Origin of the sequence: Burkholderia sp. MSMB1498 (assembly GCF_001526245.1) — a bacterium.
In the GTDB taxonomy this organism is placed as follows: domain Bacteria; phylum Pseudomonadota; class Gammaproteobacteria; order Burkholderiales; family Burkholderiaceae; genus Burkholderia; species Burkholderia savannae.
The window spans coordinates 19339-46160 of record NZ_LOYJ01000005.1 but is presented as its reverse complement, the minus strand read 5'-3'; the positions used below and the strand labels follow the sequence as shown (position 1 = coordinate 46160).

General features: G+C 68.4%; 26 protein-coding genes. 20 read left to right on the top strand and 6 right to left on the bottom strand.

The window, feature by feature from the left end:
• Positions 1–24 precede the first annotated feature (24 nt).
• The 10 genes from WS91_RS01160 to iscX all read left to right on the top strand — a co-directional run bounded on the left by WS91_RS01160 (position 25) and on the right by iscX (position 6867).
• A complete protein-coding gene (locus WS91_RS01160; RefSeq protein WP_161788668.1) occupies positions 25–234 on the top strand; it encodes a hypothetical protein in 210 nt (69 codons plus the stop codon).
• A 101-nt stretch (positions 235–335) separates the two neighbouring features.
• Positions 336–815, top strand: coding sequence for a low molecular weight protein-tyrosine-phosphatase (locus WS91_RS01155; RefSeq protein ID WP_059669594.1), 480 nt, complete (start codon positions 336–338; stop codon positions 813–815).
• A 104-nt stretch (positions 816–919) separates the two neighbouring features.
• Entirely contained in the window at positions 920–1459 is a 540-nt protein-coding gene (iscR, locus tag WS91_RS01150; RefSeq protein ID WP_038748823.1) for a Fe-S cluster assembly transcriptional regulator IscR, read from the top strand.
• A 66-nt stretch (positions 1460–1525) separates the two neighbouring features.
• Positions 1526–2749: an IscS subfamily cysteine desulfurase gene (locus WS91_RS01145; protein ID WP_059577173.1), complete on the top strand. Its 1224-nt coding sequence runs from the start codon at positions 1526–1528 to the stop codon at positions 2747–2749.
• 65 nt (positions 2750–2814) lie between these two features.
• Positions 2815–3228: a Fe-S cluster assembly scaffold IscU gene (iscU, locus tag WS91_RS01140; RefSeq protein WP_059577177.1), complete on the top strand. Its 414-nt coding sequence runs from the start codon at positions 2815–2817 to the stop codon at positions 3226–3228.
• 87 nt (positions 3229–3315) lie between these two features.
• Positions 3316–3639 carry an iron-sulfur cluster assembly protein IscA gene (gene iscA, locus WS91_RS01135; protein WP_038748829.1) on the top strand — a complete coding sequence of 108 codons (324 nt, stop codon included), beginning with the start codon at positions 3316–3318 and terminating at the stop codon, positions 3637–3639.
• A gap of 114 nt (positions 3640–3753) precedes the next feature.
• Positions 3754–4281 (top strand): Fe-S protein assembly co-chaperone HscB, encoded by a 528-nt coding sequence (hscB, locus tag WS91_RS01130; protein WP_038748831.1) that lies wholly within the window; start codon positions 3754–3756, stop codon positions 4279–4281.
• A gap of 56 nt (positions 4282–4337) precedes the next feature.
• Positions 4338–6206: a Fe-S protein assembly chaperone HscA gene (gene hscA / locus WS91_RS01125; RefSeq protein WP_059669593.1), complete on the top strand. Its 1869-nt coding sequence runs from the start codon at positions 4338–4340 to the stop codon at positions 6204–6206.
• Between the two features lie 92 nt (positions 6207–6298).
• Complete coding sequence (gene fdx / locus WS91_RS01120) at positions 6299–6640, top strand: ISC system 2Fe-2S type ferredoxin (protein ID WP_038748834.1); 342 nt, start codon at positions 6299–6301, stop codon at positions 6638–6640.
• 17 nt (positions 6641–6657) lie between these two features.
• The gene (gene iscX, locus WS91_RS01115) at positions 6658–6867 is read left to right on the top strand and encodes a Fe-S cluster assembly protein IscX (protein WP_038748836.1); all 210 of its coding nucleotides are present in this window, start codon (positions 6658–6660) and stop codon (positions 6865–6867) included.
• Positions 6868–7290: 423 nt separating this feature from the next.
• On the opposite strand, the gene WS91_RS01110 is transcribed toward iscX, so the two are convergent.
• From WS91_RS01110 to WS91_RS01090, 5 genes are all read right to left on the bottom strand, one after another.
• Entirely contained in the window at positions 7291–8004 is a 714-nt protein-coding gene (locus WS91_RS01110) for a glycine zipper 2TM domain-containing protein (protein ID WP_038748838.1), read from the bottom strand.
• Between the two features lie 607 nt (positions 8005–8611).
• Positions 8612–10138 (bottom strand): lysine--tRNA ligase, encoded by a 1527-nt coding sequence (gene lysS / locus WS91_RS01105; RefSeq protein ID WP_038750493.1) that lies wholly within the window; start codon positions 10136–10138, stop codon positions 8612–8614.
• Between the two features lie 91 nt (positions 10139–10229).
• A protein-coding gene (prfB, locus tag WS91_RS01100; RefSeq protein ID WP_156432255.1) for a peptide chain release factor 2 occupies positions 10230–11334 on the bottom strand; the annotation gives its coding sequence in 2 pieces (ribosomal slippage) (positions 10230–11252 and positions 11254–11334; 1104 coding nt in all).
• Positions 11335–11910: 576 nt separating this feature from the next.
• A complete protein-coding gene (recJ, locus tag WS91_RS01095) occupies positions 11911–13605 on the bottom strand; it encodes a single-stranded-DNA-specific exonuclease RecJ (RefSeq protein ID WP_059577184.1) in 1695 nt (564 codons plus the stop codon).
• Positions 13606–13620: 15 nt separating this feature from the next.
• Positions 13621–14697, bottom strand: coding sequence for a regulator (locus tag WS91_RS01090; RefSeq protein WP_082717338.1), 1077 nt, complete (start codon positions 14695–14697; stop codon positions 13621–13623).
• Between the two features lie 91 nt (positions 14698–14788).
• Between WS91_RS01090 and WS91_RS35345 the strand changes: the two genes are divergently transcribed.
• The 10 genes from WS91_RS35345 (at position 14789) to ftsB (ending at position 26229) form a co-directional block, all read left to right on the top strand.
• Positions 14789–15073: a hypothetical protein gene (locus tag WS91_RS35345; protein WP_059669592.1), complete on the top strand. Its 285-nt coding sequence runs from the start codon at positions 14789–14791 to the stop codon at positions 15071–15073.
• A 212-nt stretch (positions 15074–15285) separates the two neighbouring features.
• Positions 15286–16539 carry a lipoprotein-releasing ABC transporter permease subunit gene (locus WS91_RS01080; protein ID WP_038750474.1) on the top strand — a complete coding sequence of 418 codons (1254 nt, stop codon included), beginning with the start codon at positions 15286–15288 and terminating at the stop codon, positions 16537–16539.
• Positions 16532–17281 carry a lipoprotein-releasing ABC transporter ATP-binding protein LolD gene (lolD, locus tag WS91_RS01075; RefSeq protein WP_052145120.1) on the top strand — a complete coding sequence of 250 codons (750 nt, stop codon included), beginning with the start codon at positions 16532–16534 and terminating at the stop codon, positions 17279–17281. The genes WS91_RS01080 and lolD overlap by 8 nt, the downstream gene beginning before the upstream one ends.
• Before the next feature lie 4 nt (positions 17282–17285).
• Positions 17286–18074: a TatD family hydrolase gene (locus WS91_RS01070; RefSeq protein WP_038750467.1), complete on the top strand. Its 789-nt coding sequence runs from the start codon at positions 17286–17288 to the stop codon at positions 18072–18074.
• Between the two features lie 52 nt (positions 18075–18126).
• The gene (locus tag WS91_RS01065) at positions 18127–20658 is read left to right on the top strand and encodes a DNA internalization-related competence protein ComEC/Rec2 (protein ID WP_059577246.1); all 2532 of its coding nucleotides are present in this window, start codon (positions 18127–18129) and stop codon (positions 20656–20658) included.
• A 36-nt stretch (positions 20659–20694) separates the two neighbouring features.
• On the top strand, positions 20695–21525 hold the full coding sequence (locus tag WS91_RS01060) for an alpha/beta fold hydrolase (RefSeq protein ID WP_059577194.1): 831 nt from the start codon (positions 20695–20697) through the stop codon (positions 21523–21525).
• A 277-nt stretch (positions 21526–21802) separates the two neighbouring features.
• Positions 21803–23464, top strand: coding sequence for a CTP synthase (locus WS91_RS01055; protein WP_038750462.1), 1662 nt, complete (start codon positions 21803–21805; stop codon positions 23462–23464).
• Complete coding sequence (kdsA, locus tag WS91_RS01050; protein WP_038750459.1) at positions 23461–24315, top strand: 3-deoxy-8-phosphooctulonate synthase; 855 nt, start codon at positions 23461–23463, stop codon at positions 24313–24315. Before WS91_RS01055 ends, kdsA begins: the two co-directional genes overlap by 4 nt.
• 104 nt (positions 24316–24419) lie before the next feature.
• A complete protein-coding gene (gene eno, locus WS91_RS01045; RefSeq protein ID WP_011352544.1) occupies positions 24420–25703 on the top strand; it encodes a phosphopyruvate hydratase in 1284 nt (427 codons plus the stop codon).
• 94 nt (positions 25704–25797) lie between these two features.
• Positions 25798–26229 (top strand): cell division protein FtsB, encoded by a 432-nt coding sequence (gene ftsB / locus WS91_RS01040; RefSeq protein ID WP_059648339.1) that lies wholly within the window; start codon positions 25798–25800, stop codon positions 26227–26229.
• A 195-nt stretch (positions 26230–26424) separates the two neighbouring features.
• On the opposite strand, the gene WS91_RS01035 is transcribed toward ftsB, so the two are convergent.
• Positions 26425–26769, bottom strand: a complete 345-nt coding sequence (locus tag WS91_RS01035) for a hypothetical protein (protein ID WP_059577200.1) — start codon at positions 26767–26769, stop codon at positions 26425–26427.
• Positions 26770–26822 lie beyond the last annotated feature (53 nt).

Here is a 26822-nt window from a genome sequence, read left to right as displayed (position 1 = left end):
CGCATCATGAGAAAGACAATATCGATGTACTGGCCGCTTGCGATCGTCGTGCCGCTCGCCGCCGCCGCTTACCTGTACCTGTCCGGGGCCGCGCCGCAGCGCGGGCAGGCGGTCGCGCGCGATGCGTCGGCCGAGCTCGCGCGCACGGTGTCGTACGGGCTCGTCGACGACGCGTCGCAGGCGCTGCCCGCCGCGTCGCCCGTCGCGCCGCTCGCCGGCGCAAAGGCTTTGTAAGCTGCCGTGAAGCCGAATCTGGCGCAAGCGGGAATCGGTGCGCCTTTGTATAATGGCGCGCTGTCCATCCGTGCGGTTCGCCGCGATTGTCTGGTTGCGTGATGAAAAGCGTCGCGATCTGTTTCGTCTGCCTCGGCAACATTTGCCGCTCGCCCACCGCCGAAGGGGTGATGCGGCACCAGGTGGCGGCAGCGGGGCTCGACGAGACGATCGCGATCGATTCGGCCGGCACGGGCGACTGGCACGTCGGCGAGGCGCCCGATGCGCGCGCGCAGCAAGCGGCGCGCACACGGGGCTACGATCTGTCGGCGCTGCGCGCGCGGCAGATCGGCGCAGCCGATTTCGAGCGCTTCGATCTCGTGCTCGCAATGGATTCCGCCAACTTCGCCGAGCTGCGCAAGCGCTGCCCGCCGCAACATCATGGCAAGATCCGGCTGCTGATGGAATATGCAAGCGACGCATCGGCGCGCGAAATCGCCGATCCGTACTTCGGCGGCGCGCGCGGCTTCGAGCGGGTGCTCGATCAGTGCGAGGATGCGTGCCGCGGGCTCCTCGAGCGCTTGCGCGAAACGGCGCGCTGAAGCGCCGCACATACAACCCCCTTTTAGCGGCAGGGATACTTGACTAAATTTGTCAAATATTTATACTTGACCAAAATCGTCAAGATTGCTGCCCATTCAATACCATGAGACTCACCACCAAAGGCCGTTTCGCCGTCACGGCGATGATCGACTTGGCGCTGCGCCAGGAGCAAGGCCCGGTGACGCTTGCAGGCATCAGCCAGCGCCAGCGGATTTCGCTCTCCTACCTCGAGCAGTTGTTCGGCAAGTTGCGCCGGCATGAAATCGTCGAATCGGTCCGCGGACCGGGCGGCGGCTACAACCTCGCGCGCCGCGCGCAGGACGTGACGGTCGCCGACATCATCATTGCGGTCGACGAGCCGCTCGATGCGACCCAATGCGGCGGCAAGGGCGCGTGCGAAGGCACGAAGCAGCCCGACGGCCATTGCATGACGCACGAGCTCTGGTCGACGCTGAACCAGAAGATGGTCGAATACCTCGATTCGGTATCGCTGCAGGATCTCGTCGATCAGCAGCGCGCCCGCGAAGGCACGCCCGCCGTGCTGCGCGACAAGCGCAAGCCGGAGCCCGTTGCGGCGAGCGTCGAGCCCGTGCGCTCGATTCCGCTCGGCCCGAATTCGGTCTTCAACATCGCAAGCTCATGATTGCCGCGCATTGAACGCGGCAGCACAACGAACAGTCCCCGCACGAACGCATACCCGGAGCGATAGATGAATAACGAGATCCCCCACCTGCCCATCTACATGGACTACAGCGCGACGACGCCCGTCGATCCGCGCGTCGTCGACAAGATGGTGCCGTATCTGCGCGAGCAGTTCGGCAATCCGGCGTCCCGCAGCCACGCATACGGCTGGGACGCGGAGCGCGCGGTCGAAGAGGCGCGCGAGCAGGTGGCCGCGCTCGTCAACGCCGATCCGCGAGAAATCATCTGGACCTCCGGCGCGACCGAATCCGACAACCTCGCGATCAAGGGCGCCGCGCACTTCTATCAGGGCAAGGGCAAGCACATCGTCACGATGAAGACCGAGCACAAGGCGGTGCTCGATACGTGCCGCGAGCTCGAGCGCGAAGGCTTCGAGGTGACCTATCTCGACGTGAAGGACGACGGCCTGCTGGAGCTCGACGCGCTGAAGGCCGCGCTGCGCCCGGACACGATCCTCGTGTCGGTGATGCACGTGAACAACGAGATCGGCGTGATCCAGGACATCGAGGCGATCGGCGAGATCTGCCGCGAGAAGGGCATCATCTTCCACGTCGACGCCGCGCAGGCGACGGGCAAGGTCGAGATCGACCTGGCGAAGCTGAAGGTCGACCTGATGTCGTTCTCCGCGCACAAGACCTACGGCCCGAAGGGCATCGGCGCGCTGTACGTGCGCCGCAAGCCGCGCGTGCGCATCGAGGCGCAGATGCACGGCGGCGGCCACGAGCGCGGCATGCGCTCGGGCACGCTGCCGACGCACCAGATCGTCGGCATGGGCGAGGCGTTCCGCATCGCCAAGGAGGAAATGGCGACCGAGAACGAGCGCATCCGGATGCTGCGCGACAAGCTGCTGCGCGGCCTGTCGCAAATCGAGGAGACCTACGTGAACGGCGACCTCGAGCATCGTATCCCGCACAACCTGAATATCAGCTTCAATTTCGTCGAAGGCGAGTCGCTGATCATGGCGATCAAGGACGTCGCGGTGTCGTCGGGTTCCGCGTGCACGTCGGCTTCGCTCGAGCCGTCGTACGTGCTGCGCGCGCTCGGCCGCAACGACGAGCTCGCGCACAGCTCGATCCGCTTCACGGTCGGCCGTTTCACGACGGAGCAGGAAGTCGACTACGTGATCGATCTGCTGAAGAGCAAGATCGCCAAGCTGCGCGACCTGTCGCCGCTTTGGGAAATGCATCAGGACGGCGTCGATCTGTCGACGATCGAATGGGCGGCGCACTGAGCGCAACGATATTTCCGCGGGCGATTGAGTGCCGCGCAGACGAAACGAAGCAAGGAGTTTGAATCATGTCTTACAGCAACAAGGTTCTGGATCACTACGAAAACCCGCGTAACGTCGGCTCGTTCGCGAAGGACGACGACGCGGTCGGCACCGGCATGGTTGGCGCGCCCGCGTGCGGCGACGTGATGAAGCTGCAGATCCGCGTTGGCGAGAACGGCGTGATCGAGGACGCGAAGTTCAAGACCTACGGTTGTGGTTCGGCGATCGCGTCGAGCTCGCTCGTCACCGAATGGGTGAAGGGCAAGACGCTCGACGAGGCGCTCGCGATCAAGAACACGCAGATCGCCGAAGAGCTCGCGCTGCCGCCCGTGAAGATCCACTGTTCGATCCTCGCGGAAGACGCGATCAAGGCGGCCGTTGCCGACTACAAGAAGCGCCACGACCACGAAGGCGCTGGAGACGGCAAGGCCGCCGCGTAAGCGGCGCCGCGGGTTCGACGCAGGGTCGACCGGTTTTGGGTTTAGACGCATGACGCACGAGGCTCGCTTCGTGCGACGAAGGACACTATGGCTATCACACTGACCGAAAAGGCTGCGCAGCACGTGCAGAAGTATCTGACGCGGCGCGGCAAGGGGCTGGGCCTGCGGCTCGGCGTGCGCACGACCGGCTGTTCGGGCCTCGCGTACAAGCTCGAGTATGTCGACGAGTTCGCCTCCGAGGATCAGGTGTTCGAAAGCCATGGCGTGAAGGTCTTCGTCGATCCGAAGAGCCTCGCGTACATCGACGGCACGGAACTCGACTTCGCGCGCGAGGGATTGAACGAGGGCTTCAAGTTCAACAACCCGAACGTGAAGGACGAGTGCGGCTGCGGCGAATCGTTCCGCGTGTGACGGCATCCGCGCGAGGCGGACGAGAGGCGGCGCGGGCCGCCTTTTTAATGGGCGGCACATCGGTCGACGTCGTGCCGCAGTCGACAACGAGTTGAGCGCTACAGCTATTACGCGATGGTTTCGCTGAAAGACAGCCATTTCGATCTCTTTCACCTGCCGGTGCAATTCGCGCTCGACGAGCCTACGCTCGACGCCGCGTACCGCACCGTGCAGTCGCAGGTGCACCCGGACCGTTTCGCCGCGGCGGGCGACGCGCAAAAGCGCATCGCGATGCAATGGGCGACGCGTGCGAACGAGGCGTACCAGACACTGCGCGATCCGCTCAAGCGGGCGACGTACCTGCTGCACTTGCGCGGCGTCGACGTCGGCGCCGAGAACAACACGGCGATGGAGCCGGCGTTCCTGATGCAGCAGATGGAGTGGCGCGAGCGCATCGAGGATGCGGCGGCCGCGAAGAACGTCGGCGAGCTCGATGCGCTGCTCGCCGAATTGCGCGACGAGCGGCGCGCGCGCCTCGCGAAGCTGGGCGCGCTGCTCGACAGCGGCTCGGATCAGGGCGCGGCCGAGGCCGTGCGGCAGCTGATGTTCGTCGAGCGCGTGTCGGCCGAGATCGGCGCTCAGATCGAGCGCCTCGAACACTAACCGCGCGCATTACGCACGCGATGCAAGCGGGGCTTCGGCCCCCATCGAACATACAGATGGCTTTACTGCAAATTTCCGAACCCGGCATGGCGCCCGCGCCGCATCAGCGGCGCATCGCCGTCGGCATCGACCTCGGCACGACGAATTCGCTCGTCGCCGCGGTGCGCAACAGCATTCCGGAGGCGCTGCCCGATGACGACGGGCGCGTGCTGCTGCCGTCCGTCGTCCGCTATCTCGAGAAGGGCGGCCGCCGCATCGGCCATACCGCGAAGGAAGAGGCGGCGATCGATCCGCGCAACACGATCGTGTCGGTCAAGCGCTTCATGGGGCGCGGCAAGGCGGAGGTCGAAGGCGCGGCGAACGCGCCGTACGAATTCGTCGATGCGCCCGGCATGGTGCAGATCCGTACGGTCGACGGCGTAAAGAGCCCGGTCGAGGTGTCGGCGGAAATTCTCGCGACGCTGCGCCAGCGCGCCGAAGACACGCTCGGCGACGAGCTCGTCGGCGCGGTGATCACGGTGCCCGCGTATTTCGACGACGCGCAGCGCCAGGCGACGAAGGACGCCGCGCGGCTCGCGGGCCTGAACGTGCTGCGCCTGCTGAACGAGCCGACCGCGGCCGCGATCGCGTACGGGCTCGACAACGGCGCGGAAGGCCTCTACGCGGTCTACGACCTCGGCGGCGGCACGTTCGACCTGTCGATCCTGAAGCTCACGAAGGGTGTGTTCGAAGTGCTCGCGGCAGGCGGCGATTCGGCGCTCGGCGGCGACGATTTCGATCACGCGCTGTTCGCGCACGTGCTCGCGCAAGCGGGCATCGAGGCGGCGGCGCTCGCGCCCGAGGACGTGCGCCTGCTGCTCGACCGCGTGCGCGGCGCGAAGGAGGCGCTGTCGTTCGCGCGGGACGCGCATGTCGACGTGAAGCTGTCGACGGGCGAAAAGCTCGCGCAGACGATTACGCGCGACGCGTTCGCCGCGCTCGTCGAGCCGCTCGTGCAGCGCACGCTGACGCCGACGCGCAAGGCGCTGCGCGACGCGCAGGTGAGCGCGGCCGACATCAAGGGCGTCGTGCTCGTCGGCGGCGCGACGCGGATGCCCGTGATCCGCGACGCGGTCGCGAAGCATTTCGGCCAGCCGCCGCTCGTCAACCTCGACCCGGACCAGGTGGTCGCGCTCGGCGCGGCGATCCAGGCGGATCTGCTCGCGGGCAACCGCAGCGGCGGCGACGACTGGCTGCTGCTCGACGTGATTCCGCTGTCGCTCGGCGTGGAGACGATGGGCGGCCTCGTCGAGAAGATCATTCCGCGCAATTCGACGATTCCCGTTGCGCGCGCGCAGGAATTCACGACCTTCAAGGACGGCCAGACCGCGATGGCGATCCACGTCGTGCAGGGCGAGCGCGAGCTCGTCGCCGACTGCCGGTCGCTCGCGCGCTTCGAGCTGCGCGGCATTCCGCCGATGGCGGCGGGCGCCGCGCGAATTCGCGTGACCTATCAGGTCGACGCGGACGGCCTCCTGTCGGTGTTCGCGCGCGAGCAGCACTCCGGCGTCGAGGCGTCGGTCGTCGTGAAGCCGTCGTACGGCTTGGGCGACGACGACATCGCGCGCATGCTCGAAGACAGTTTCAAGACGGCCGAAGTCGACATGCGAGCGCGCGCGCTGCGCGAGGCGCAAGTCGAGGCGCAGCGCCTCGTCGACGCGACGGACGTGGCGCTCGCCGCCGACGGCGATTTGCTCGACGCGCACGAGCGCGCGATGGTCGACGGCCTCGTCGCGTCGCTGCGCGCGGTCGCGACGGGCGACGACGCGAACGCGATCGACGCGGCAACGAAGGCGCTCGCCGAGGGCACCGACGAATTCGCCGCGCGCCGGATGGACAAGAGCATCAAGCGGGCGCTCGCCGGCCGCAAGCTCGACGAGATCTGAATACGAACCGAGCCGCGCGGCCGACCGGCCGCCGGCGCGGCGATGGATGGCGCGGCGGCAAGCCGCGCACTGGCTGAACGAACGGAACGAACATGCCTCAACTCGTAGTACTGCCGCACGTCGAATTGTGCCCGGACGGCGCGGTGATCGACGCCGTGCCCGGCAAGAGCATCTGCGACAACCTGCTCGACAACGGCGTCGAGATCGAGCACGCGTGCGAGAAATCGTGCGCATGCACGACGTGCCATGTGATCATCCGCGAAGGCTTCAACGAGCTCGAGCCGTCCGAAGAGGACGAGGACGACCTGCTCGACAAGGCATGGGGCCTCGAGCCGACGTCGCGCCTGTCGTGCCAGGCGGTCGTGAAGGAGGGCGTGGATCTGGTCGTCGAGATTCCGAAGTACTCGATCAACCACGCGAAGGAAAATCACTGAGGCGAGGAGATTCGGCGATGAAATGGACCGATTCCCGCGAGATCGCGATCGCGCTCGCGGACAAGCATCCGGATGTCGATCCGCAGCGGATCAATTTCGTCGATCTGCGGCAATGGGTGCTGGCGCTGGACGGCTTCGACGACGATCCGAGTCATTCGGGCGAGAAGATTCTCGAGGCGATCCAGGCGCACTGGATCGACGAATCGGACTTCGACGACGAAGACTGACGCGGCGCGGGGGACTGGCGCAAGCGTGGGCCGGGTCGACGCTGGGGCTGGGCGAAAGGCCAGGCGAAGCGGCGCGATGCGGTGTGATGCGGCGCCGTCGCGCCCGGTGCGCGGGGCAGCCGCGCTCGAGGCGGAGCGCGAGATGGCGAGATGACGTGACGGCGTGCGTCTCGGCCCGCTCGATCGGCGTCGCGCGATCGCCAGCCCGGCGGCGTATGAATCGGGATAGCGGATCGGATGACGGCTCGCGGCGACGTGGGCGACGCGGCGGTCGCGAAATTTCCGGCAAGGATTCAAGGAAAAACGGCTCGTGACGCAATCACGAGCCGTTTTTTCATGGCGGGCCGACAGCGCGGCCGCGACGCCGAATCGCTCGGCTGCACGCGCATGCGGCGCGCAGCCGCTCGCGCCGCGCGGCTCGCGTCACGCGCCGACGAGCGTGCCGTTCTCGACCCGCACGCGCTGGCCTTGGCCGAACGGCGGCGGATTGTGGTACGTGAACGTGCGCGTCGAGCCGTCCTGCATCTGCACCTGGACCTGATAATCGGTTTCGCTGCGCACCTGCTTTTCGACCGCATTGCCCGCGAGGCCGCCGCCGAGCGCGCCGATGATCGTCATCGCGGTGCGGCCGTTGCCGTGGCCGAACTGGTTGCCGACCAGGCCGCCCGCGGCAGCGCCGCCGATCGCGCCGATCCCCGAGCTCGTGCCCGCCGTGCGCACCGGCACGATCGAGGCGACGGTGCCGCAAGTCGCGCAGTACGACGATTGCGGCTGCTGCGACGATTGCTGCGCATATTGCGGCGGTTGCGGCGCGGCCGCCGTGTGGTGATGGCGCGCCGGACGCGGCGCGGGCTTCGGCGCCGCTTGCGCGACCGCCTGACGTTGCGCCGCCTGCTGCTGCGCTGCTTGCGCGGCGAGGGCGGCGCTCGCGGCGGCGGCCGTGTCGACGGCCGGCTGCGACGCGATCAGCGCGGCTTGCGTCTGCGGGTTCTGCGCATCGGTGCTGCTCGCCTTCGGGAACAGCCCGGTGACGGCGGCCGTTGCGGCGAGGCTCGCGATGATGACGGCGCCCGCGGCTGTCGCGACGAGCGGATGGATGCGCTGGCGTTGTTGCGTGGTGGTGTTCTGGTTATCCATTTTCGACTCTCCGGTGTCGATCGGAGTTAGTGCTTCAGCACTTACTCCGATCCCATGCAAAGCACGTCGATCGGAGTTAGTGCTTCAGCACTTACTCCGATCCCATGCAAAGCACGTCGATCGGAGTTAGTGCTTCAGCGGTTACTCCGATCCGATGCAAAGTACGTCGATCGGAGTTAGTGCTTCAGCGGTTACTCCGATCCGATGCAAAGTACGTCGATCGGAGTTAGTGCTTCAGCAGTCACTCCGATCTCATGCAAAGTATGTCGATCGAGGTTGGTGCTTCAGCGGTCACCCCGATCTCATGCAAAGCGAGCCGCACACGGTGGTGCGTCATTTTCCGAAGCGAAGTGTCGATCAAACGCCGCGGGTACGCCGTTTCAAGTTGTAACGATTCGCTGCGCAAACTTGCATGTCAAACACTGTCAAACGCCCGCTCGCGCAAGCGGCGCAAAGGCAGCGTGAAGAAGGGGACGGAAGAGGACGGCGGCGCGGCGGCCGGGATTTACTGGCGGTTACAAAGCAGGCGGGCCTGCCGCCGCCCGCCGCCGCGTTTTGCCCCGGGGAATCGGGCGGGAAAACGGGCGGCGGGCGGCTCGCGAGGCGCTCAGTCCTCGCGGCGCAGATGCGGGAACAGCAGCACGTCGCGGATCGTCGGGCTGTCGGTGAGCAGCATCACGAGACGGTCGATGCCGATTCCGCAGCCGCCTGTCGGAGGCATCCCGTATTCGAGCGCGCGGATGTAGTCGGCGTCGAAGAACATCGCTTCCTCGTCGCCCGCGTCCTTTTGCTCGACCTGCTTCCTGAAGCGCGCGGCCTGATCCTCCGGATCGTTCAGCTCCGAGAAGCCGTTCGCGATCTCGCGGCCGGTGACGAAGAGCTCGAAGCGCTCGGTGATGCCGGCCACCGTGTCCGATTCGCGCGCGAGCGGCGACACTTCGATCGGGTAGTCGATGATGAAGGTCGGCTCCCACAGTTGCGCTTCCGCGGTTTCCTCGAACAGCGCGAGCTGCAGCGCGCCGATGCCGGCGTTCAGGAACGCCGGCTGCGCGACGTCGACGCCGAGGCGCTTCAGTTCGCTGCGCAGGTAGGCGTCGTCCGACAACTGGCCGTCGGTGTACTGCGGCGCATACTTCTGGATGGCCTGCGTGATCGTCAGACGATGGAACGGCTTCGCGAGATCGAGCTCGCGGCCCTGATACTGGATCGTCGCGGTGCCGAGCGCGTCGACGGCCGCCTGGCGGATCAACTGCTCGGTGAAGTCCATCAGCCAGCGGTAGTCGGTGTACGCGGCGTAGAACTCCATCATCGTGAATTCCGGGTTGTGGCGCGGCGACACGCCCTCGTTGCGGAAATTCCGGTTGATCTCGAACACGCGCTCGAAACCGCCGACGATGAGCCGCTTCAGGTACAGCTCCGGCGCGATGCGCAGGAACATCTGCATGTCGAGCGCGTTGTGGTGCGTGACGAACGGTTTCGCGGCCGCGCCGCCCGGGATCGGGTGCAGCATCGGCGTCTCGACTTCCATGAAGTCGGCGTCGCTCATGAACTTGCGGATCGACGCGATCGCCTTGGTGCGCGCGCGGAACGTCGCGCGCGTCTCGGGCGTCACGATGAGGTCGACGTAGCGCTGGCGATAGCGCGTTTCCTGGTCGGCGAGGCCGTGGAACTTGTCGGGCAGCGGGCGCAGCGCCTTCGCGAGCAGCCGCAGCTCCGTGCACTTCACCGACAGCTCGCCCTTGTTCGTGCGGAACAGCACGCCGCGCGCGGCGACGATGTCGCCCAGGTCCCACTTCTTGAATGCGTCGTAGGTCTCGGCGCCGACGTCGGCGGGCGTCACGAAGAACTGGATCTGACCCGAGCCGTCCTGCACCGTCGCGAAGCTCGCCTTGCCCATCACGCGCTTGAGCATCATCCGGCCGGCGACCGACACTTCGAGCGGCTTCGCCTCGAGCGCTTCCTTGTCGGCGTCCGCGAATTCGGTCTGCAGATCGGCCGCATGGTGGGCCGGCTGAAAGTCGTTCGGATAGGCGATGCCTTGGTCGCGCAGCGTGCGCAGCTTGTCGCGGCGCTCCGCGATGATCTGGTTTTCGTCCGCTGCGACAGCGGCCTGCGGTTGGGTCGATTCGGTCATGGTGGTCGGGTTCGATGGTAATGCGGCAGCGGGGCGCGGCGCCGACGCGGCCGGCGCGCGGGCCGGCCGGACCGCGCCCGCGCGGGGGCGCTTACACGCCCTGTTTGAGGCTCGCGCTGATGAAGTCGTCGAGGTCGCCGTCGAGGACGGCCTTCGTGTTGCTCATTTCGACGCTCGTGCGCAGATCCTTCACGCGGCTCTGGTCGAGCACGTACGAGCGGATCTGGTGGCCCCAGCCCACGTCCGTCTTGCTCGATTCGAGCTTGTCCTGCTCGGCCTGGCGCTTGCGCAGCTCGGCTTCGTACAGGCGCGACTTCAGCATCGCCATCGCTTCCGCGCGGTTGCGGTGCTGCGAGCGGTCGTTCTGGCACTGGACGACGATGCCCGTCGGCATGTGCGTGATCCGCACGGCCGAGTCGGTCTTGTTGATGTGCTGACCGCCCGCGCCCGAAGCGCGGTACGTGTCGATGCGCAGGTCGGCCGGGTTGATCTCCACTTCGATCGAGTCGTCGATCTCGGGATACACGAACACCGACGAGAACGACGTGTGGCGGCCGCCCGACGAATCGAACGGCGACTTGCGCACGAGGCGGTGAATGCCCGTTTCGGTGCGCAGATAGCCGTATGCGTATTCGCCCGAGACCTTGATCGTCGCGTTCTTGATGCCGGCGACGTCGCCGTCGGACTCTTCGAGCACTTCCGCCTTGAAGCCCTTGCGCTCGCAGTAGCGCAGGTACTGGCGCAGCAGCATCGATGCCCAATCGCACGCCTCGGTGCCGCCCGCGCCCGCCTGGATGTCGATGAAGCAATTGTTCGGATCGGCCGGGTTCGAGAACATCCGGCGGAATTCGATGTCGGCGACGCGCGCCTCGAGCTTCGCCGCATCGCCTTCGGTCGCGACGAGCGTGTCCTCGTCGCTTTCTTCGCGGGCGAGATCGAACAGGTCCTGCGCGTCGCGCAGGTCGTTATCGAGCCCGGTGAGCGTCATCACGACGCTCTCGAGCGATTTCTTCTCGCGGCCGAGCGCCTGGGCGTTCTTCGAGTCGCTCCAGACGTTCGGATCTTCGAGTTGCTTGTTGACTTCGGCTAGACGTTCGGACTTGACGTCGTAGTCAAAGATACCCCCGTAGCTCGCCCGCGCGCCGGCGCAGGTCCGCGAGGGAGCTTTCGATCGCGTTCAGACGTTCCGCTTCCATGATCTTGTTCGCTTTTGACGCTTCGTGAAAAGGGGAAATTATAGCCGATCGAGGGCCTCGGCCGGTACCGCGCCGCCCGCACGGCCGCGCGCGGCGAGGGGCGCGGCGAGGGGCGCGGGAGGCGCCGATCGGGCGGGGCGTGGCGGGGGGCGCCGGGCGGCGGCGGGCGCCGCGGGATTCGGCGTCGTGCTCGGGCGCCGCGATGGCGTGCGGACGCGCGGACTGCGGGCTGCGCGGATCGTCCGAGCGGTGCCGGCGGTCCGGGACGCGCGGAATCGATTCGCGAGGCAGCCGCGACGGATCGGCGCGCGGGCGTTCGAGCGTGCGACCGCGGCGCGAGCGAAGCGCGATGGAGCGGCGGGCGGGCCGGTGCGACCGCCGAGCGAGGCGTTCGCATGCGCGGCGAACGCGGCACGATGTCGCGTGACCTCGCGTGATGCCGCGCAATGCCTCGCGACGCCGTGTACGCTCGGCATGCGTTCCATGCGTCGCCTGTCGTTGCGCCGAATTTCGTTCGGCCGGTTGCGTATCGCGGCGCGCGCTGCCGCCGCCCGTCGATCGGAAACGCGCGTGGCGTTACGCCGCGTGCTCGACGATCAGCTGCACGCGCGTCATGCCGTTCCACGTGTCGCTCGCGAGCCGGAACGCGACCGTCGCGCGCGCGGGCAGCGGCTGCGCGTGGTTGAACCAGATCGCGTTGAAGCGCTGGCGGCCGCGCATCAATTGCAGCTTCAGGTGCTTGTCCTTGACGAGCGCCTGAGATGCCACGTCGAATTCGCCCGAGAAGAGCGGCGCCGGAAAGCCCTGGCCCCAGACGGCCGAATCGAGCAGCTCGACGATCTGCGGCGTGAAGTACGCATCCTCGAGGTCGCCGTCCGTCTCGATCACGCGCGCGAGCGCGTCGTCGGACAGCCATTCGCGCGCGACCGCCTCGAACGCGGCGGCGAAGCGCGGCACGTTTCCGGTATCGAGCGTGACGCCCGCCGCCATCGCGTGGCCGCCGAACGTGACGATCAGATCGGGCTCGCGCTTCGAGATCAGGTCGATCGCGTCGCGCAGATGGAAGCCCGGGATCGAGCGGCCCGAGCCTTTCACGCGCGCGCCGCTGTCGTCCGCGTGCGCGAACGTGAACGACGGCCGGTGGAAGCGCTCCTTCAGCCGCCCGGCGACGATCCCGATCACGCCCTGGTGCCATTGCGGGTTGAAGAGCGTGATCGTCGCCGCGTCGGCCGGGTCGACCGACGCGAGATCGGCGAGCGCCTGCTGCTGCATGCCCGCCTCGATTTCGCGCCGCTCGCGGTTCATCGCGTCGAGTTGCTGCGCGAGCTCCCACGCGCGGCCGACGTCGTCGGTCGTCAGGCATTCGATGCCGAGCGACATGTCCGACAGGCGGCCCGCCGCGTTCAGGCGCGGGCCGAGGCCGAAGCCGAGATCGAAGCCGGACGCGCTGCGCGCATCGCGCGCCGCCGCCCGAAAGAGCGCGGCGATGCCGGGCTGCATCCGGCCGTTGCGGATTCGCTGCAGGCCCTGCGCGACGAGCACGCGGTTGTTGCCGTCGAGGCGCACGACGTCGGCGACGGTGCCGAGCGCGACGAGGTCGAGCAGGCCGTCGAGACGCGGCTCGGGGCGGTCGTCGCCGAACGCGCCGCGTGCGCGCAGCTCGGCGCGCAGCGCGAGCAGCACGTAGAACATCACGCCGACGCCCGCGACGTGCTTGCTCGGAAACGTGCAGCCCGGCTGGTTCGGGTTGACGATCGCGCGTGCGGCGGGGAGCGTGTCGCCCGGCAGGTGGTGATCGGTGACGAGCACGTCGATGCCGCGCGCGTTCGCGGCCGCGACGCCGTCGACGCTCGCGATCCCGTTGTCGACGGTGATGAGCAGATCGGGCTCGCGCGCGGCGGCGAGCTCGACGATCTCGGGCGTCAATCCGTAGCCGTATTCGAAGCGGTTCGGCACCAGGTAGTCGATCTTCGCGCCGAACATCCGCAGGCCGCGCACGGCCACCGCGCATGCGGTCGCGCCGTCGCAGTCGTAATCGGCGACGACGAGCATCTTGCGGCCGGCTTCGAGCGCGTCGGCGAGCAGCGCGGCGGCGGCGGTGCAGCCTTTCAGCTGGGCGGGCGGCACGAGGCGCGAGAGCGCGGTTTCGACGTCGGCAGGCGACGTGATCCCGCGCGCCGCGTACAGGCGGGCGAGCACGGGATGCATTCCGTGGCGGGCGAGCGCGTCGAGCGCGGCGGGGGCGGCTATGCGGGTGACGATGCGGGTCATGCGAAATGGTTGTCGTTATTCGAACAGGGAGGCGAGCGCGCGGCGGCGCCAGAACTTGCGCAGGTCGCCGCGCGTCGCGGCGAGCGTCGCGGCGCTCGTGTCGCCGCACAGCGTGAGCGCGAGCTCGCCGATGCGGCCTTGCGCGAGCGCGTCGAGAGCGGGCGCGAACCAGTCGCGCTCGAGCGCGGCGAGCGCGTCGTGCCAGCGCGCCCAGTCGTGCTCGAGGAACGGCGTCGTCAGCGTGTCGAGCTCGACGAGCGTCGCGCCGTCGGGCTGCGGCGCGGCGCCGGCGGCGAGCGCGTCGAACGTGGCGGGCGGCTCGCCCGCGGCCGCGCCCGCGACGAGCGCGAGCCCGCGCGCGCCGGGCGAGCGCGACAGCACGCGCGCGAACGGGCTCGTCACGGGCTTCAGCGCGCCTTGCGCATGAAACCAGATCGAATTGACGGCCGGGTAGCCGCGCGCTTCGCGCGCCTCGTTCACGGGATGCCGGAACCACGCCATCTGCACCTCGTTCTGCAGCTTCATCCATGCGCGCGAGCGTTCGCCCGTCTGCGTCTCGTGCGGCAGCCAGATCTCGATGTTGCGGCCGCTCGCGCGCAGCGGCGCGGCGCCCGCGAGTCCGGCGAGCTGCGGGCTCGACAGGTACCAGCGCGCGGCGCGCGGCGCCTGCACCTTCACGCCGAGTTCCTCGATCAGCGGGCGCGCGGTGTCGAGCAGCGCGGCGGCTTCATCGTCGCCGATCTCGAGCGACGCGGGATCGATCAGCACGAGGTGATCGGTCGCGATCTGCACGTGCACGGGTTCGACGCACGCCCACGTGTCGTCGCCGGGCGTGCCGCCGTCGGCGACGAGCATGTACGGCGCGAGCGGCGCATCGTCGGCATCCTCGGGAATCGCGCCGAAGCGGCGCGCGAGCCAGCGCTCGTGCGGCAGCGTGCGCTGGAAGTCTTCGCCGACCGTGTGTTCGACGAGGCGCGCGCGAGCGAGAAGCCGGGCGAGCGCGGGGCTGTCGAGCGTGTGGAGGGAAGACGCGGCGTCGGCGGCCGACGGCAGCGCGAAGGGCACGAGGAAATGAAGACGTTGGGCACGCATGATGGTGCGCATTGTAGGCCAAACGGCAAAGCCGGTCGCCGGTGTCGCGCCGCGCGTCGCATGTGCGGCGCGCGCGGCCGAGTTGGTAAAATTGCGGATCGGCGCGCCGTGCGCTTCGGGCCTGCCGCGCGCTCGCGCGCCGGTGGCGCGGCCGCATTCGCGGCTCGATCGGGGCCGAATCGGTCGTGCCGGATTCGGTGGAGGCGCCGGATGGCAGGATGCGGCCGAATCGACCGACCCGATCGACCCGATCGACCCGACTGACCCGATTGATCCGATTGATCCGATCTACCCGTTCGAATCGTTCGAATCGTTCGAATCGTTCGGATCGGCCGCGTCGCCGCTGTCCGACTGGCCGGCCGCCGGGCCGCTGTAGCGCGGATCGCTCGATCGCCGGCCGCCCCGGCGCGGGCTGTCACGGCGTGGGCCGCCCTGACGTGGGCCGCCCTGACGTGGGCCGCCCGATCCGGAACGTTTTCAGGGGCGATTAAGCATTGTGTGGCACACTGCGCGCGTAACCGGGTCCGCCCGGTTCCTGCGCGCGAATTCGCGCAGCGCGCGGCGTTCCAACCAGCAGAAAGGATAGGCTTGAAACTTCCGTACGAATGGCAGATCGGCTGGCGCTACACTCGCGCCGGCAAACGCACGACCGGCAACGGCTTCATTTCGTTCATCGCGCTCGTGTCGATGCTCGGGATCGCGCTCGGCGTCGCGGCGCTCATCGTCGTGCTGTCCGTGATGAACGGCTTCCAGAAAGAGGTTCGCGACCGGATGCTGTCGGTGCTCGCGCACGTCGAGGTCTTCTCGCCGACGGGCTCGATGCCCGACTGGCAACTGAGCGCGAAGGAAGCGCGCCTGAACAAGTCCGTGACCGGCGCGGCGCCGTACGTCGACGCGCAGGCGCTGCTCACGCGGCAGGACGCGGTGAGCGGCGTGATGCTGCGCGGCGTCGAGCCGTCGCTCGAGCCGCAGGTGTCCGATATCGGCAAGGACATGAAGGCGGGCTCGCTCACGGCGCTCGCGCCCGGCCAGTTCGGGATCGTGCTCGGCGACGCGCTCGCGGGCAACCTCGGCGTGGGCGTGGGCGACAAGGTCACGCTCGTCGCGCCGGAAGGCACGATCACGCCGGCCGGGATGATGCCGCGCCTGAAGCAGTTCACGGTGGTCGGCATCTTCGAATCGGGCCATTACGAATACGACAGCACGCTCGCGATGATCGACATCCAGGACGCGCAGGCGCTCTTCAGGCTGCCCGCGCCGACGGGCGTGCGGCTGCGCCTCGTCGACATGCAGAAGGCGCCGCAGGTCGCGCGCGAGCTCGCGCACACGCTGTCGGGCGACCTGTACATCCGCGACTGGACGCAGCAGAACAAGACGTGGTTCTCGGCGGTGCAGATCGAGAAGCGGATGATGTTCATCATCCTCACGCTCATCATCGCGGTTGCGGCGTTCAACCTCGTGTCGTCGCTCGTGATGACCGTGACGAACAAGCAGGCGGACATCGCGATCCTGCGCACGCTCGGCGCGCAGCCGAGCTCGATCATGAAGATCTTCGTCGTGCAGGGCGTGACGATCGGCTTCGTCGGCACCGCGACGGGCGTCGCGCTCGGCTGCCTGATCGCGTGGAGCATTCCGTGGCTCATCCCGATGATCGAGCACGCGTTCGGCGTGCAGTTCCTGCCGCCGTCGGTGTACTTCATCAGCGAGCTGCCGTCCGAGCTCGTCGCGAGCGACGTGATCCGGATCGGCGTGATCGCGTTCGCGCTGTCCGCGCTCGCGACGCTCTATCCGAGCTGGCGCGGCGCGAAGGTGCGCCCCGCGGAGGCGCTGCGCTATGAATGACCGTGTCTTCGAACAGACGATGAATCAGAACCATCAAGGTGGCGCCGCGCGCGAATACGTGCTCGAGGCGCGCGGCGTCACGAAGACGTTCGTGCAGGGCGGCTTCAACGTACAGGTGCTCGACAACGCCGAGGTGTCGGTGCGGCGCGGCGAGAAGCTCGCGATCGTCGGCGCGTCGGGTTCGGGCAAGAGCACGCTGCTGCACGTGCTGGGCGGCCTCGACGAGCCGAGCGCGGGGCAGGTGTCGCTGCTCGGCAAGCCGTTTACGCAGCTCGCCGAGCGCGAGCGTAACGACTTGCGCAATCGCGCGCTCGGCTTCGTCTATCAGTTCCACCATCTGCTGCCCGAGTTCACCGCGCTCGACAACGTCGCGATGCCGCTCAGGATTCGCCGGATGTCGACCGAGGAGGCGCGCCACCACGCGCGCGAGATGCTCGAACAGGTGGGGCTCGGCGCGCGCGCGAAGCACCGGCCGGGCGAGCTGTCGGGCGGCGAGCGGCAGCGCGTCGCGATCGCGCGCGCGCTCGTCACGAAGCCCGCGTGCGTGCTCGCCGACGAGCCGACCGGCAACCTCGACGGCTCGACTGCCGATCACGTGTTCCATCTGATGCTCGATTTGTCGCGCACGCTCGACACGAGCTTCGTGATCGTCACGCACGATCCCGATCTCGCCGCGCGCTGCGACCGTATCCTGCGGCTGCGCGACGGTGTGCTGCACGAGGAGCCGGCCGTGCCGGTGTGACGCGATGTGGATCGACACGCACTGCCATCTCGACGCGCCGGAGTTCGACGCCGACCGCGAGATCGTCGCTGGCGCGGCGCGGGCGGCGGGCGTGTCGCGCATCGTGATCCCGAGCGTCGGGCGAATGAATTTCGCGACGGTGCGCGAGCTCGCGCATGCGACGCAAGGCGCGGTGTACGCGCTCGGCATTCATCCGATGTACACGCCGCAGGCGCGCGACGAGGATCTCGATCGGCTGCGGATGGAGGTCGACGCGAGCCTCGACGATCCGCGCTTCGTCGGCATCGGCGAGATCGGCCTCGACTACTTCGTGCCGGGTCTCGACGACAACCGGCAGCAATTCATCTACGACGCGCAATTGCGGCTCGCGCGCGACTTCGATCTGCCCGTCGTGTGCCACGTGCGCAAGTCGCAGGATCGCGTGCTGGCCGGGCTGCGGCGCGCGGGCGTGCGGCGCGGCATCGCGCACGCGTTCAACGGCAGCTTCCAGCAGGCCGACGCGTATCTCGCGCAAGGGCTCAAGCTCGGCTTCGGCGGCAACGTGACATTCGGCCGCGCGCTGCAGATCCGGCGGCTCGCCGCGCAACTGCCGCTCGACGCGCTCGTCGTCGAGACCGACGCGCCCGACATTCCCCCCGAATGGCGCTACAAGCAGCGCAATACGCCCGACCAGGTGCCGCTCATCGGCGCGGCGATCGCCGCGCTGCGCGGCATCGACGCCGACGCGCTTTCGCTATCCACTTCGGCCAACGCGCTCGCCGCGCTGCCGCGTCTCGCGCTTTCGTCCGCATAATCGATTCGTGACGGACGTGCGTCGCTCTCGCGGCGCGAAAGACGGAGGCGCGATGCGGGCGATGTGCGGTGCGTTCGCGCTCGGCATCGTCGCGCTGCAGCAGCAGGCGGCGCTGCCGGGTGCGGCGGAATGGGCGGGCGGCGCGCTCGCGCTCGGCTGGTGCGCGTGGCTCGCGGTCACGCTGCGCGGCGATGCGCGCGCGAGCGTGCGACGGGCCGGGTTGTGCGCATGCTGTTGCGCGGCGGCGCTCGCGGGCTTCGGCTACGCGGCGGCGCGCGCGCAGTGGCGGCTCGCCGATGCGCTGCCCAAGCAATGGGAGGGGCGCGACATCGTCGTGACGGGCGCGGTGCGCGGGCTGCCGTCGCGCGACGCGAAAGGCGTGCGTTTCCTGTTCGACGTCGACGCCAACGATGCGGGCATCGCCCGATTTCCCGCGACGCTGTCGCTTGCGTGGTACGCGTTCGGCCGCGCGGCCACGCCGCCGCCCGAATTCGCGCCGGGCGACCGGTGGCGGCTGCGCGTGCGTCTCAAGCGCCCGCACGGCAACGCGAACTTCGGCGTGCGCGACGCGGAGGCGGCGTGGCTCGCGCGCGGCATCCGTGCGCTCGGCTACGTGTCCGCGACGCACGATGCGCGGCGGCTGGCCGGCAGGGCGCCCGGCATCGTCGCCACGGTCGACCGGCTGCGCGCGCGCCTGCGCGGGCGAATCGCCGACGCGCTCGGCGACGCCGCGCATCGCGGGATCGTGGTCGCGCTCGCGATCGGCGCGCAGGACGGCATCGACGACGGCGACCGGCGCATCCTGCGCGATACCGGCACGAGCCATCTCGTCGCGATCTCCGGGCTGCACGTCGGGATGGTCGGCGGCCTGTGCGCGTGGCTCGCGGGCGGGTTCTGGCGGCGCTCGGGCTACGTCGGGCGGAACTGGCCGCTCGTCGTGCCCGCGCAGAAGATCGCGGCGCTCGCCGCGATCGCGGGCAGTGCAGGCTATGCGGCGCTCGCGGGCTTCAACGTGCCCGCGCAGCGCGCGTGGTGGATGCTCGCCGCCGCGGGCGTCGCGTATCTGAGCGGGCGTTCGCTCGCGCCGTCGTCGGTGCTCGCGGCGGCGCTCGGTTGCGTGCTGCTCGCCGATCCGTGGGCGGTGACGTCGCCCGGCTTCTGGCTGTCGTTCGGCGCGGTGGCGGCGATCCTGTTCGTGTCGTCGGGGCGAAGCGCGGCGCGCGACGCACGCGAGACCGACGACGCGCGCGGCGTGCCGGGCGTGATCGACGGCGCGGTGGGCGAGGGAGTGTCGCCGTCGCGCGCGTCGCGGCTGCGCGCCGCGTGCGCGTGGTCGGCGCGGTCGATGAGGCGGCTCTTTCGGCGCTCGAGCGACGCCGCGCGAGCGCAGTACGCGGTGACGATCGCGCTTGCGCCGCTCACCGTGCTGTGGTTCGCGCAGATCCCGCTCGCCGGGCCGCTCGCGAACGCGTTCGCGATTCCCTGGGTCGGCTCGCTCGTCACGCCGATCGTGCTTGCGGGCGTCGTGCTGCCCGCGCCGCTCGATGCATTCGCCTATACGCTCGCGCATGCGCTCGTCGCGATGCTGATGCGGCTACTCGAGGCGACGGCCGGCGCGGGGCGCACGGTCTGGATGCTGCCGACGCCGGACGGTTTCGCGCTCGCGGCGGCGGCGGCGGGTGTCGTCTGGGCGCTGACGCCGCGCGGCTGGCCGCTGCGCCGCGCCGCGCCGCTCGCGTGGCTCCCGCTCGTTGTTCCCGCGCCGCTCGCGCCGCCCGAAGGCGCGTTCCGGCTGACGGCGCTCGATGTCGGGCAGGGCTCCGCGGTGCTGATCGAAACCGCGCGGCACGCGCTGCTGTTCGACGCGGGGCCGGGGCCGGAGGCGTCGAACGCGGGCGAGCGGATCGTCGTGCCGTTCCTGCGAGCACGGGGCGTGCGCGTGCTCGACGCGCTCGTCGTGAGCCACGCGGATTCGGACCACGCGGGCGGCGCGCCCGCCGTGCTCGATTCGGTCGCGGTCGCGCAGATGACGGGCGGGCTGCCGCCGTCGAACCGCTTGTGGCGCGCCGCGCGCGCGGCCGGCGTGACGGATGCGCTACCGTGCGCGGCGGGCCAGCGCTGGCGCTGGGACGGCGTCGAGTTCGCGACGCTTTGGCCCGACGGCGGCCCGCGCGCGGGCGGCGCGACGAACGCGCAGTCGTGCGTGCTGCGCGTGTCGGCGGGCGAGGGCTCGGCGCTTCTGACAGGCGACGTCGACGCGCGCTCGGAGCGTGCGCTCGTCGCCGGATCGCGCGATGCGCTCGCCGCGCAGGTGCTCGTCGTCCCGCATCACGGCAGCCGCACGTCGTCGACCGAACCTTTCCTCGATTCGGTCGAACCGCGCATTGCCATATTTCAGGTAGGCTACGCCAACAGGTTTCAGCATCCGCATCCGACCGTCTGGGCGCGCTATGCCGGGCGCGGCATCGAACTGCCGCGCACGGATCGCGACGGCGCGGTGCGCATCGACGTGGCGTCGAGCGGCGCGGTTCCCGCTCCGATACGATACCGGGACGCGCAGCGGCGCTACTGGATGGACCGGTGACGTGACGCGGAGGCTACGACAGGGAGACAGCGGCGTTTGAAGGACATCATCCATTTTTCGCATGCGAACGGCTTTCCGGCTTCCACTTACCGGACGATCTTCGCCGAGCTCGCGGACGACTACGAGTGGCGCTACATCGAGCGGATCGGCCACGACCGGCGCTTTCCGGTGACGCGCGATTGGCCGCACCTCGTCGAGCAACTGCTCGACGACATCGGCCGCGCGTACGAGCGGCCCGTATGGCTCGTCGGCCATTCGCTCGGCGGTTACCTGTCGCTGATGGCGGCGCTCAAGCGCCCGCAATGGGTGCGCGGCGTCGTGATGCTCGATTCGCCGGTGATTGCAGGCTGGCGCAGCAGCGCGCTGCGCGTGAGCCAATGGACGGGGCTCGACGAGCGCCTGTCGCCCGCCGCCGCGACGCGCAACCGCCGCGTCCATTGGGCGAGCCGCGACGACGCGTGGCGCCACTTCCGCGCGAAGCCGTCGTTCGCGCGCTGGGACGAGCGGATGCTGTCCGATTACATCGACTACGGCATTCCGCAGACGAGTGCGGCGGGCGAGCGCGCGCTCGCGTTCGATCGGCAGATCGAATACATGATCTACCGGACACTGCCGCACACGCTCGGCCCGCGCCTCGCGCGCGGCGCGCCCGTGCCGGTCGGCTTTCTCGCCGGCACGCGCTCGCGCGAGATCCGCCAGATCGGGCTCGCGGCGACGCAGCGCGCGGCGCACGGCCGGATCGAATGGCTCGAGGGCAGCCACCTCTTCCCGATGGAGCGCCCGCTCGAGACCGCGCGAGCGCTGCAGCGCATGCTCAACATGCTGCGTGCCGCGGAGGGCGGCGGCGCCGACGCGCGGCGCGGGTGATCGCGGCGGCGCGCGGCACGCATATGTCGCATATGCCGCGGCGCGCACCGACGGTCGATTGCGACGCCGGATGAGCCGCTGGGGCGGCGCACCGGATTCGCGTGGCGTGCGGTGCGACGCGCGGTGATACGCGGCATGCGGCGTGCGCGCCCCGCACGACGGCCGGGCGGCTGCCGGCGAGCTCGGAAAGGAGAAGGAAAGGGTGCGATCGAGCGTCGATTGCTGAGTGGCGCGCGGCCTTTACGGTATAATCCGTTTTTCCCGCGAGCATCCAGCGATGACCAAATATGTTTTCGTCACCGGCGGCGTAGTTTCTTCCCTCGGCAAGGGCATTGCCGCCGCTTCTCTCGCCGCGATCCTCGAATCGCGCGGCCTCAAAGTCACCCTCCTCAAACTCGATCCCTACATCAACGTCGACCCCGGCACGATGAGCCCGTTTCAGCACGGCGAAGTGTTCGTGACGGAAGACGGCGCGGAAACCGATCTGGACCTCGGCCACTATGAGCGCTTCATCAGCACGAAGATGCGCAAGGCCAACAATTTCACGACCGGTCAGATCTACGAATCGGTGATCCGCAAGGAGCGTCGCGGCGATTACCTCGGCAAGACCGTGCAGGTGATCCCGCACATCACGAACGAGATCCAGGCGTTCATCGAGCGCGGCGCCGCGTCGGCCACGTGCGGCGAGCCGGACGTCGCGATCGTCGAGATCGGCGGCACGGTGGGCGACATCGAGTCGCTGCCGTTCCTCGAGGCGGCGCGCCAGATGAGCCTGCGCCTCGGGCGCAACAGCGCATGTTTCGTTCACCTGACGCTCGTGCCGTTCATCGCGACGGCGGGCGAGCTGAAGACGAAACCGACCCAGCACAGCGTGCAGAAGCTGCGCGAGATCGGCATTTCGCCGCACGTGCTGCTTTGCCGCGCCGATCGCCCGATCCCTGACGACGAATCGAAGAAGATCTCGCTCTTCTCGAACGTGCCGGAAGACGCGGTGATCTCGGTGTGGGACGTCGACAGCATCTACAAGATCCCGCAGATGCTGCACGACCAAGGCCTCGACAAGATCATCTGCGAAGAGCTCAAGCTCGATCCGAAGCCGGCCGACCTGAGCATGTGGTCGGAGCTCGTCGATAAGCTTCAGAACCCGAAGCACGAGGTGACGATCGGAATGGTCGGCAAGTACGTCGACCTGACGGAGTCGTACAAGTCGCTGATCGAGGCGCTGCGCCATGCGTCGATCCACACGTCGACCAAGGTCAACATCGAGTACATCGATTCGGAAGAGCTCGAGACGAACGGCGCCGCGAGCCTCGCGCATCTGGACGCCGTGCTCGTGCCGGGCGGCTTCGGCCGGCGCGGCACCGAAGGCAAGATCGCCGCGATCCGCCATGCGCGCGAGGCGAAGGTGCCGTATCTCGGCATCTGCCTCGGGATGCAGCTCGCCGTCATCGAATTCGCGCGCGACGTCGTCGGCCTCGCGCGGGCGAACAGCACCGAGTTCGATCAGAACACGCCGGAGCGCGTCGTCGCGCTGATCACCGAGTGGTACGACCGCGAAGGCAAGGTCGAGAAGCGCACCGAGGATTCGGATCTCGGTGGCACGATGCGGCTCGGCTCGCAGCGCTGCCCGATCAAGGTGGGCACGCTCGCCGAGGAGATCTACGGCAAGGACGTGAACGAGCGCCACCGCCACCGCTACGAGGTCAACAATCGCTTCGTGCCGCAGCTCGAGGCGGGCGGCCTCGTGATCAGCGCGCGCACGCCGAGCGAGGATCTGCCGGAAATGATGGAGCTGCCGCGCACGATGCACCCTTGGTTCGTCGGCGTCCAGTTCCACCCGGAATTCACGTCGACGCCGCGTGACGGCCATCCGCTCTTCAAGTCGTTCGTCCAAGCCGCGCTCGCGTATCAGCAGTCGCGCGCCGGAGCGAAAGCATGAATCTCGCAGGGTTCGAAGTCGGGCTCGACAAGCCGTTCTTCCTGATCGCCGGCACGTGCGTCGTGGAATCGGAGCAGATGACGATCGACACGGCGGGCCGGCTGAAGGAAATCTGCGCGAAGCTCGGCGTGCCGTTCATCTACAAGTCGTCGTACGACAAAGCCAATCGCAGCTCGGGCAAGTCGTTTCGCGGGCTCGGGATGGACGAGGGCCTGCGGATTCTCGCCGAGGTGAAGCGGCAGCTGAACGTGCCGGTGCTGACCGACGTGCACGAGATCGACGAGATCGCGCAGGTGGCGGCCGCAGTCGATGTTCTTCAGACGCCCGCGTTCCTGTGCCGCCAGACCGACTTCATCCGCGCGTGCGCGCAATCGGGCAAGCCCGTGAACATCAAGAAGGGCCAGTTTCTCGCGCCGCACGACATGAAGAACGTGATCGACAAGGCGCGCGACGCCGCCCGCGAGGCGGGGCTGTCGGACGACCGCTTCATGGCGTGCGAGCGGGGCGTGTCGTTCGGCTACAACAACCTGGTGTCGGACATGCGTTCGCTCGCGATCATGCGCGAGACGGGCGCGCCCGTCGTGTTCGACGCGACCCACTCGGTGCAGTTGCCGGGCGGGCAGGGCACGAGCTCGGGCGGCCAGCGCGAGTTCGTGCCGGTGCTCGCGCGCGCGGCGGTGGCGACGGGCGTCGCGGGCCTGTTCATGGAGACGCATCCGAACCCGGCCGAGGCGAAGTCGGACGGCCCGAACGCGGTGCCGCTCGGCAGGATGGCCGCGCTGCTGGAGACGCTCGTCACGCTCGATCAGGCGGTGAAGCGCGCGCCGTTCCTGGAAAACGATTTCAATTGATGAACTCGGCGGCCGCGGCGCGCGTCAGTAGCAGGAGCGGCTGCCGCGCACGCATCGGCAGCCGTCGCTGAAGACAGAATCCGTCGTTATTTTCAGAGGAAACCATGAGTGCAATCGTAGACATCATCGGCCGCGAAATTCTGGATTCGCGCGGCAACCCCACCGTCGAATGCGACGTGCTGCTCGAATCGGGCACGATGGGCCGCGCGGCGGTGCCGTCGGGCGCATCGACCGGCTCGCGCGAGGCGATCGAGCTGCGCGACGGCGAAGCCGGCCGCTACAACGGCAAGGGCGTGCTGAAGGCGGTCGAGCACATCAACACCGAGATCTCCGAAGCGATCATGGGCCTCGATGCGTCCGAGCAGGCGTTCCTCGACAAGACGCTGCTCGAGCTCGACGGCACCGACAACAAGTCGCGCCTCGGCGCGAACGCGATGCTGGCCGTGTCGATGGCCGTCGCGAAGGCGGCCGCCGAGGAAGCCGGCCTGCCGCTGTACCGCTACTTCGGCGGCTCGGGCGCGATGCAGCTGCCGGTGCCGATGATGAACATCGTCAACGGCGGCGCGCACGCGAACAACAGCCTCGACATCCAGGAATTCATGATCGTCCCGGTCAGCCAGCCGACGTTCCGTGAAGCCCTGCGCTGCGGCGCGGAAGTGTTCCACGCGCTGAAGAAGATCCTCAGCGACCGCGGCATGAGCACGGCAGTCGGCGACGAAGGCGGCTTCGCGCCGAACTTCGGCAGCAACGACGAATGCCTGTCGACGATCCTGCAGGCGATCGAGAAGGCCGGCTACCGCGCGGGCGAAGACGTGCTGCTCGCGCTCGACTGCGCGGCCTCCGAGTTCTACCACGACGGCAAGTACCAGCTCGCGGGCGAAGGCCTGCAGCTGTCGTCGGCCGAATTCACCGACTACCTCGCGACGCTCGCCGACAAGTTCCCGATCGTGTCGATCGAGGACGGCATGCACGAAAGCGACTGGGAAGGCTGGAAGCTGCTGACCGACCGTCTCGGCAAGAAGGTGCAGCTGGTCGGTGACGACCTGTTCGTCACGAACACGCGCATCCTGAAGGAAGGCATCGAGAAGGGCATCGCGAACTCGATCCTCATCAAGATCAACCAGATCGGCACGCTCACCGAAACGTTCGCGGCCATCGAGATGGCGAAGCGCGCCGGCTACACGGCCGTGATCTCGCACCGCTCGGGCGAAACGGAAGATTCGACGATCGCCGACATCGCGGTCGGCCTGAACGCCGGCCAGATCAAGACGGGCTCGCTGTCGCGCAGCGATCGCATTTCGAAGTACAACCAGTTGCTTCGCATCGAAGAGGATCTGGGCGACATCGCGAGCTACCCGGGCAAATCGGCGTTCTACAACCTGCGCTGACGTGCGCTGACGCGTTACTATCGCTCTTGTTCATCGATGATGACGCCGCTTCGCGATATCGTGAAGCGGCGCTTCTTATATCTGCGGCTTATTCATGCGGCTCGTTACCGTCGTTCTGATCGCTTTGCTGGTCGTGATTCAGTACCCGTTGTGGTGGGGGCATGGCGGCTGGCTGCGGGTGCATGAACTGCGGCAGCAGTTGAACGACCAGTTGCAGAAGAACGCCGACGCGAAGCTGCGCAACGAGCGGATCGCGGGCGAAGTGCAGGATTTGCAGAACGGCACGTCGGCGATCGAGGAACGCGCGCGCTACGAGATGGGCATGGTGAAGGACAGCGAGGTGTTCGTGCAGTTCGTGTCGCCGAATTCGCCGGCGCCGGCGGCGCAGGGCAACGCGCAGCCGGCGCCGGCGACGCGCGGCGAGGTGTCGGCCGCGCCGGTGCGCGTCGTGCCGAATCCCGTGTCGCGCGCGAAGCCTGAAAAGCGGCACGGCGGCGACAAGGTCCACAAGCCCGCGCACGGCTGACGGGCGCGCCGTCGGGCTGCGCGCCGAGCGCGCCGGATCGCGGTGCGGGCGATGCCGGCTCGGAGGTGCGGAGCGGTACGGTTTTCACGCAATCGAGATGCTTCGGAAAGCCTAGTAAAAAAGCGCGGTCTTGCGGCCGCGCTTTTTTGTTTCTCGTGGGTTCTTAATTCGCCGGAGCCGCCGGAATTCGGCGTTTCACCACCACCAGCCCGGGTAGCCGTAGCTGAAGCCCGTGCCCCAGCCATGCCCCCAGCCGCCGCCGTAGTAGCCGCCGTAATAGGTGATGGGCGGCGGATAGTAGTACGACCACGCGCGCGCCGCTTCGTCGGCCGCGATCGCCGCGTTCTGCTCGCGCAGCACTTGCCGGTCGATCTCGTCGTAGCGCTTGCGCTCGTCGGGCGTGAGCGTGTGCGTCGTCGTGCCCGCCTGCTCGGGCAGACGGCTCAAGACGGTCATCGACGGCGGCGCGACGCATCCGCTCAGCGACGCGGCCGCAACGAGCGCCGCGAGCGGCGCGGCGCGAACGAGTATCGGTTTCATGCTACTGCCTCCTGGCTTGTGCCGGCGCCGTGCCCGCCGCACGGTGCGCGCGG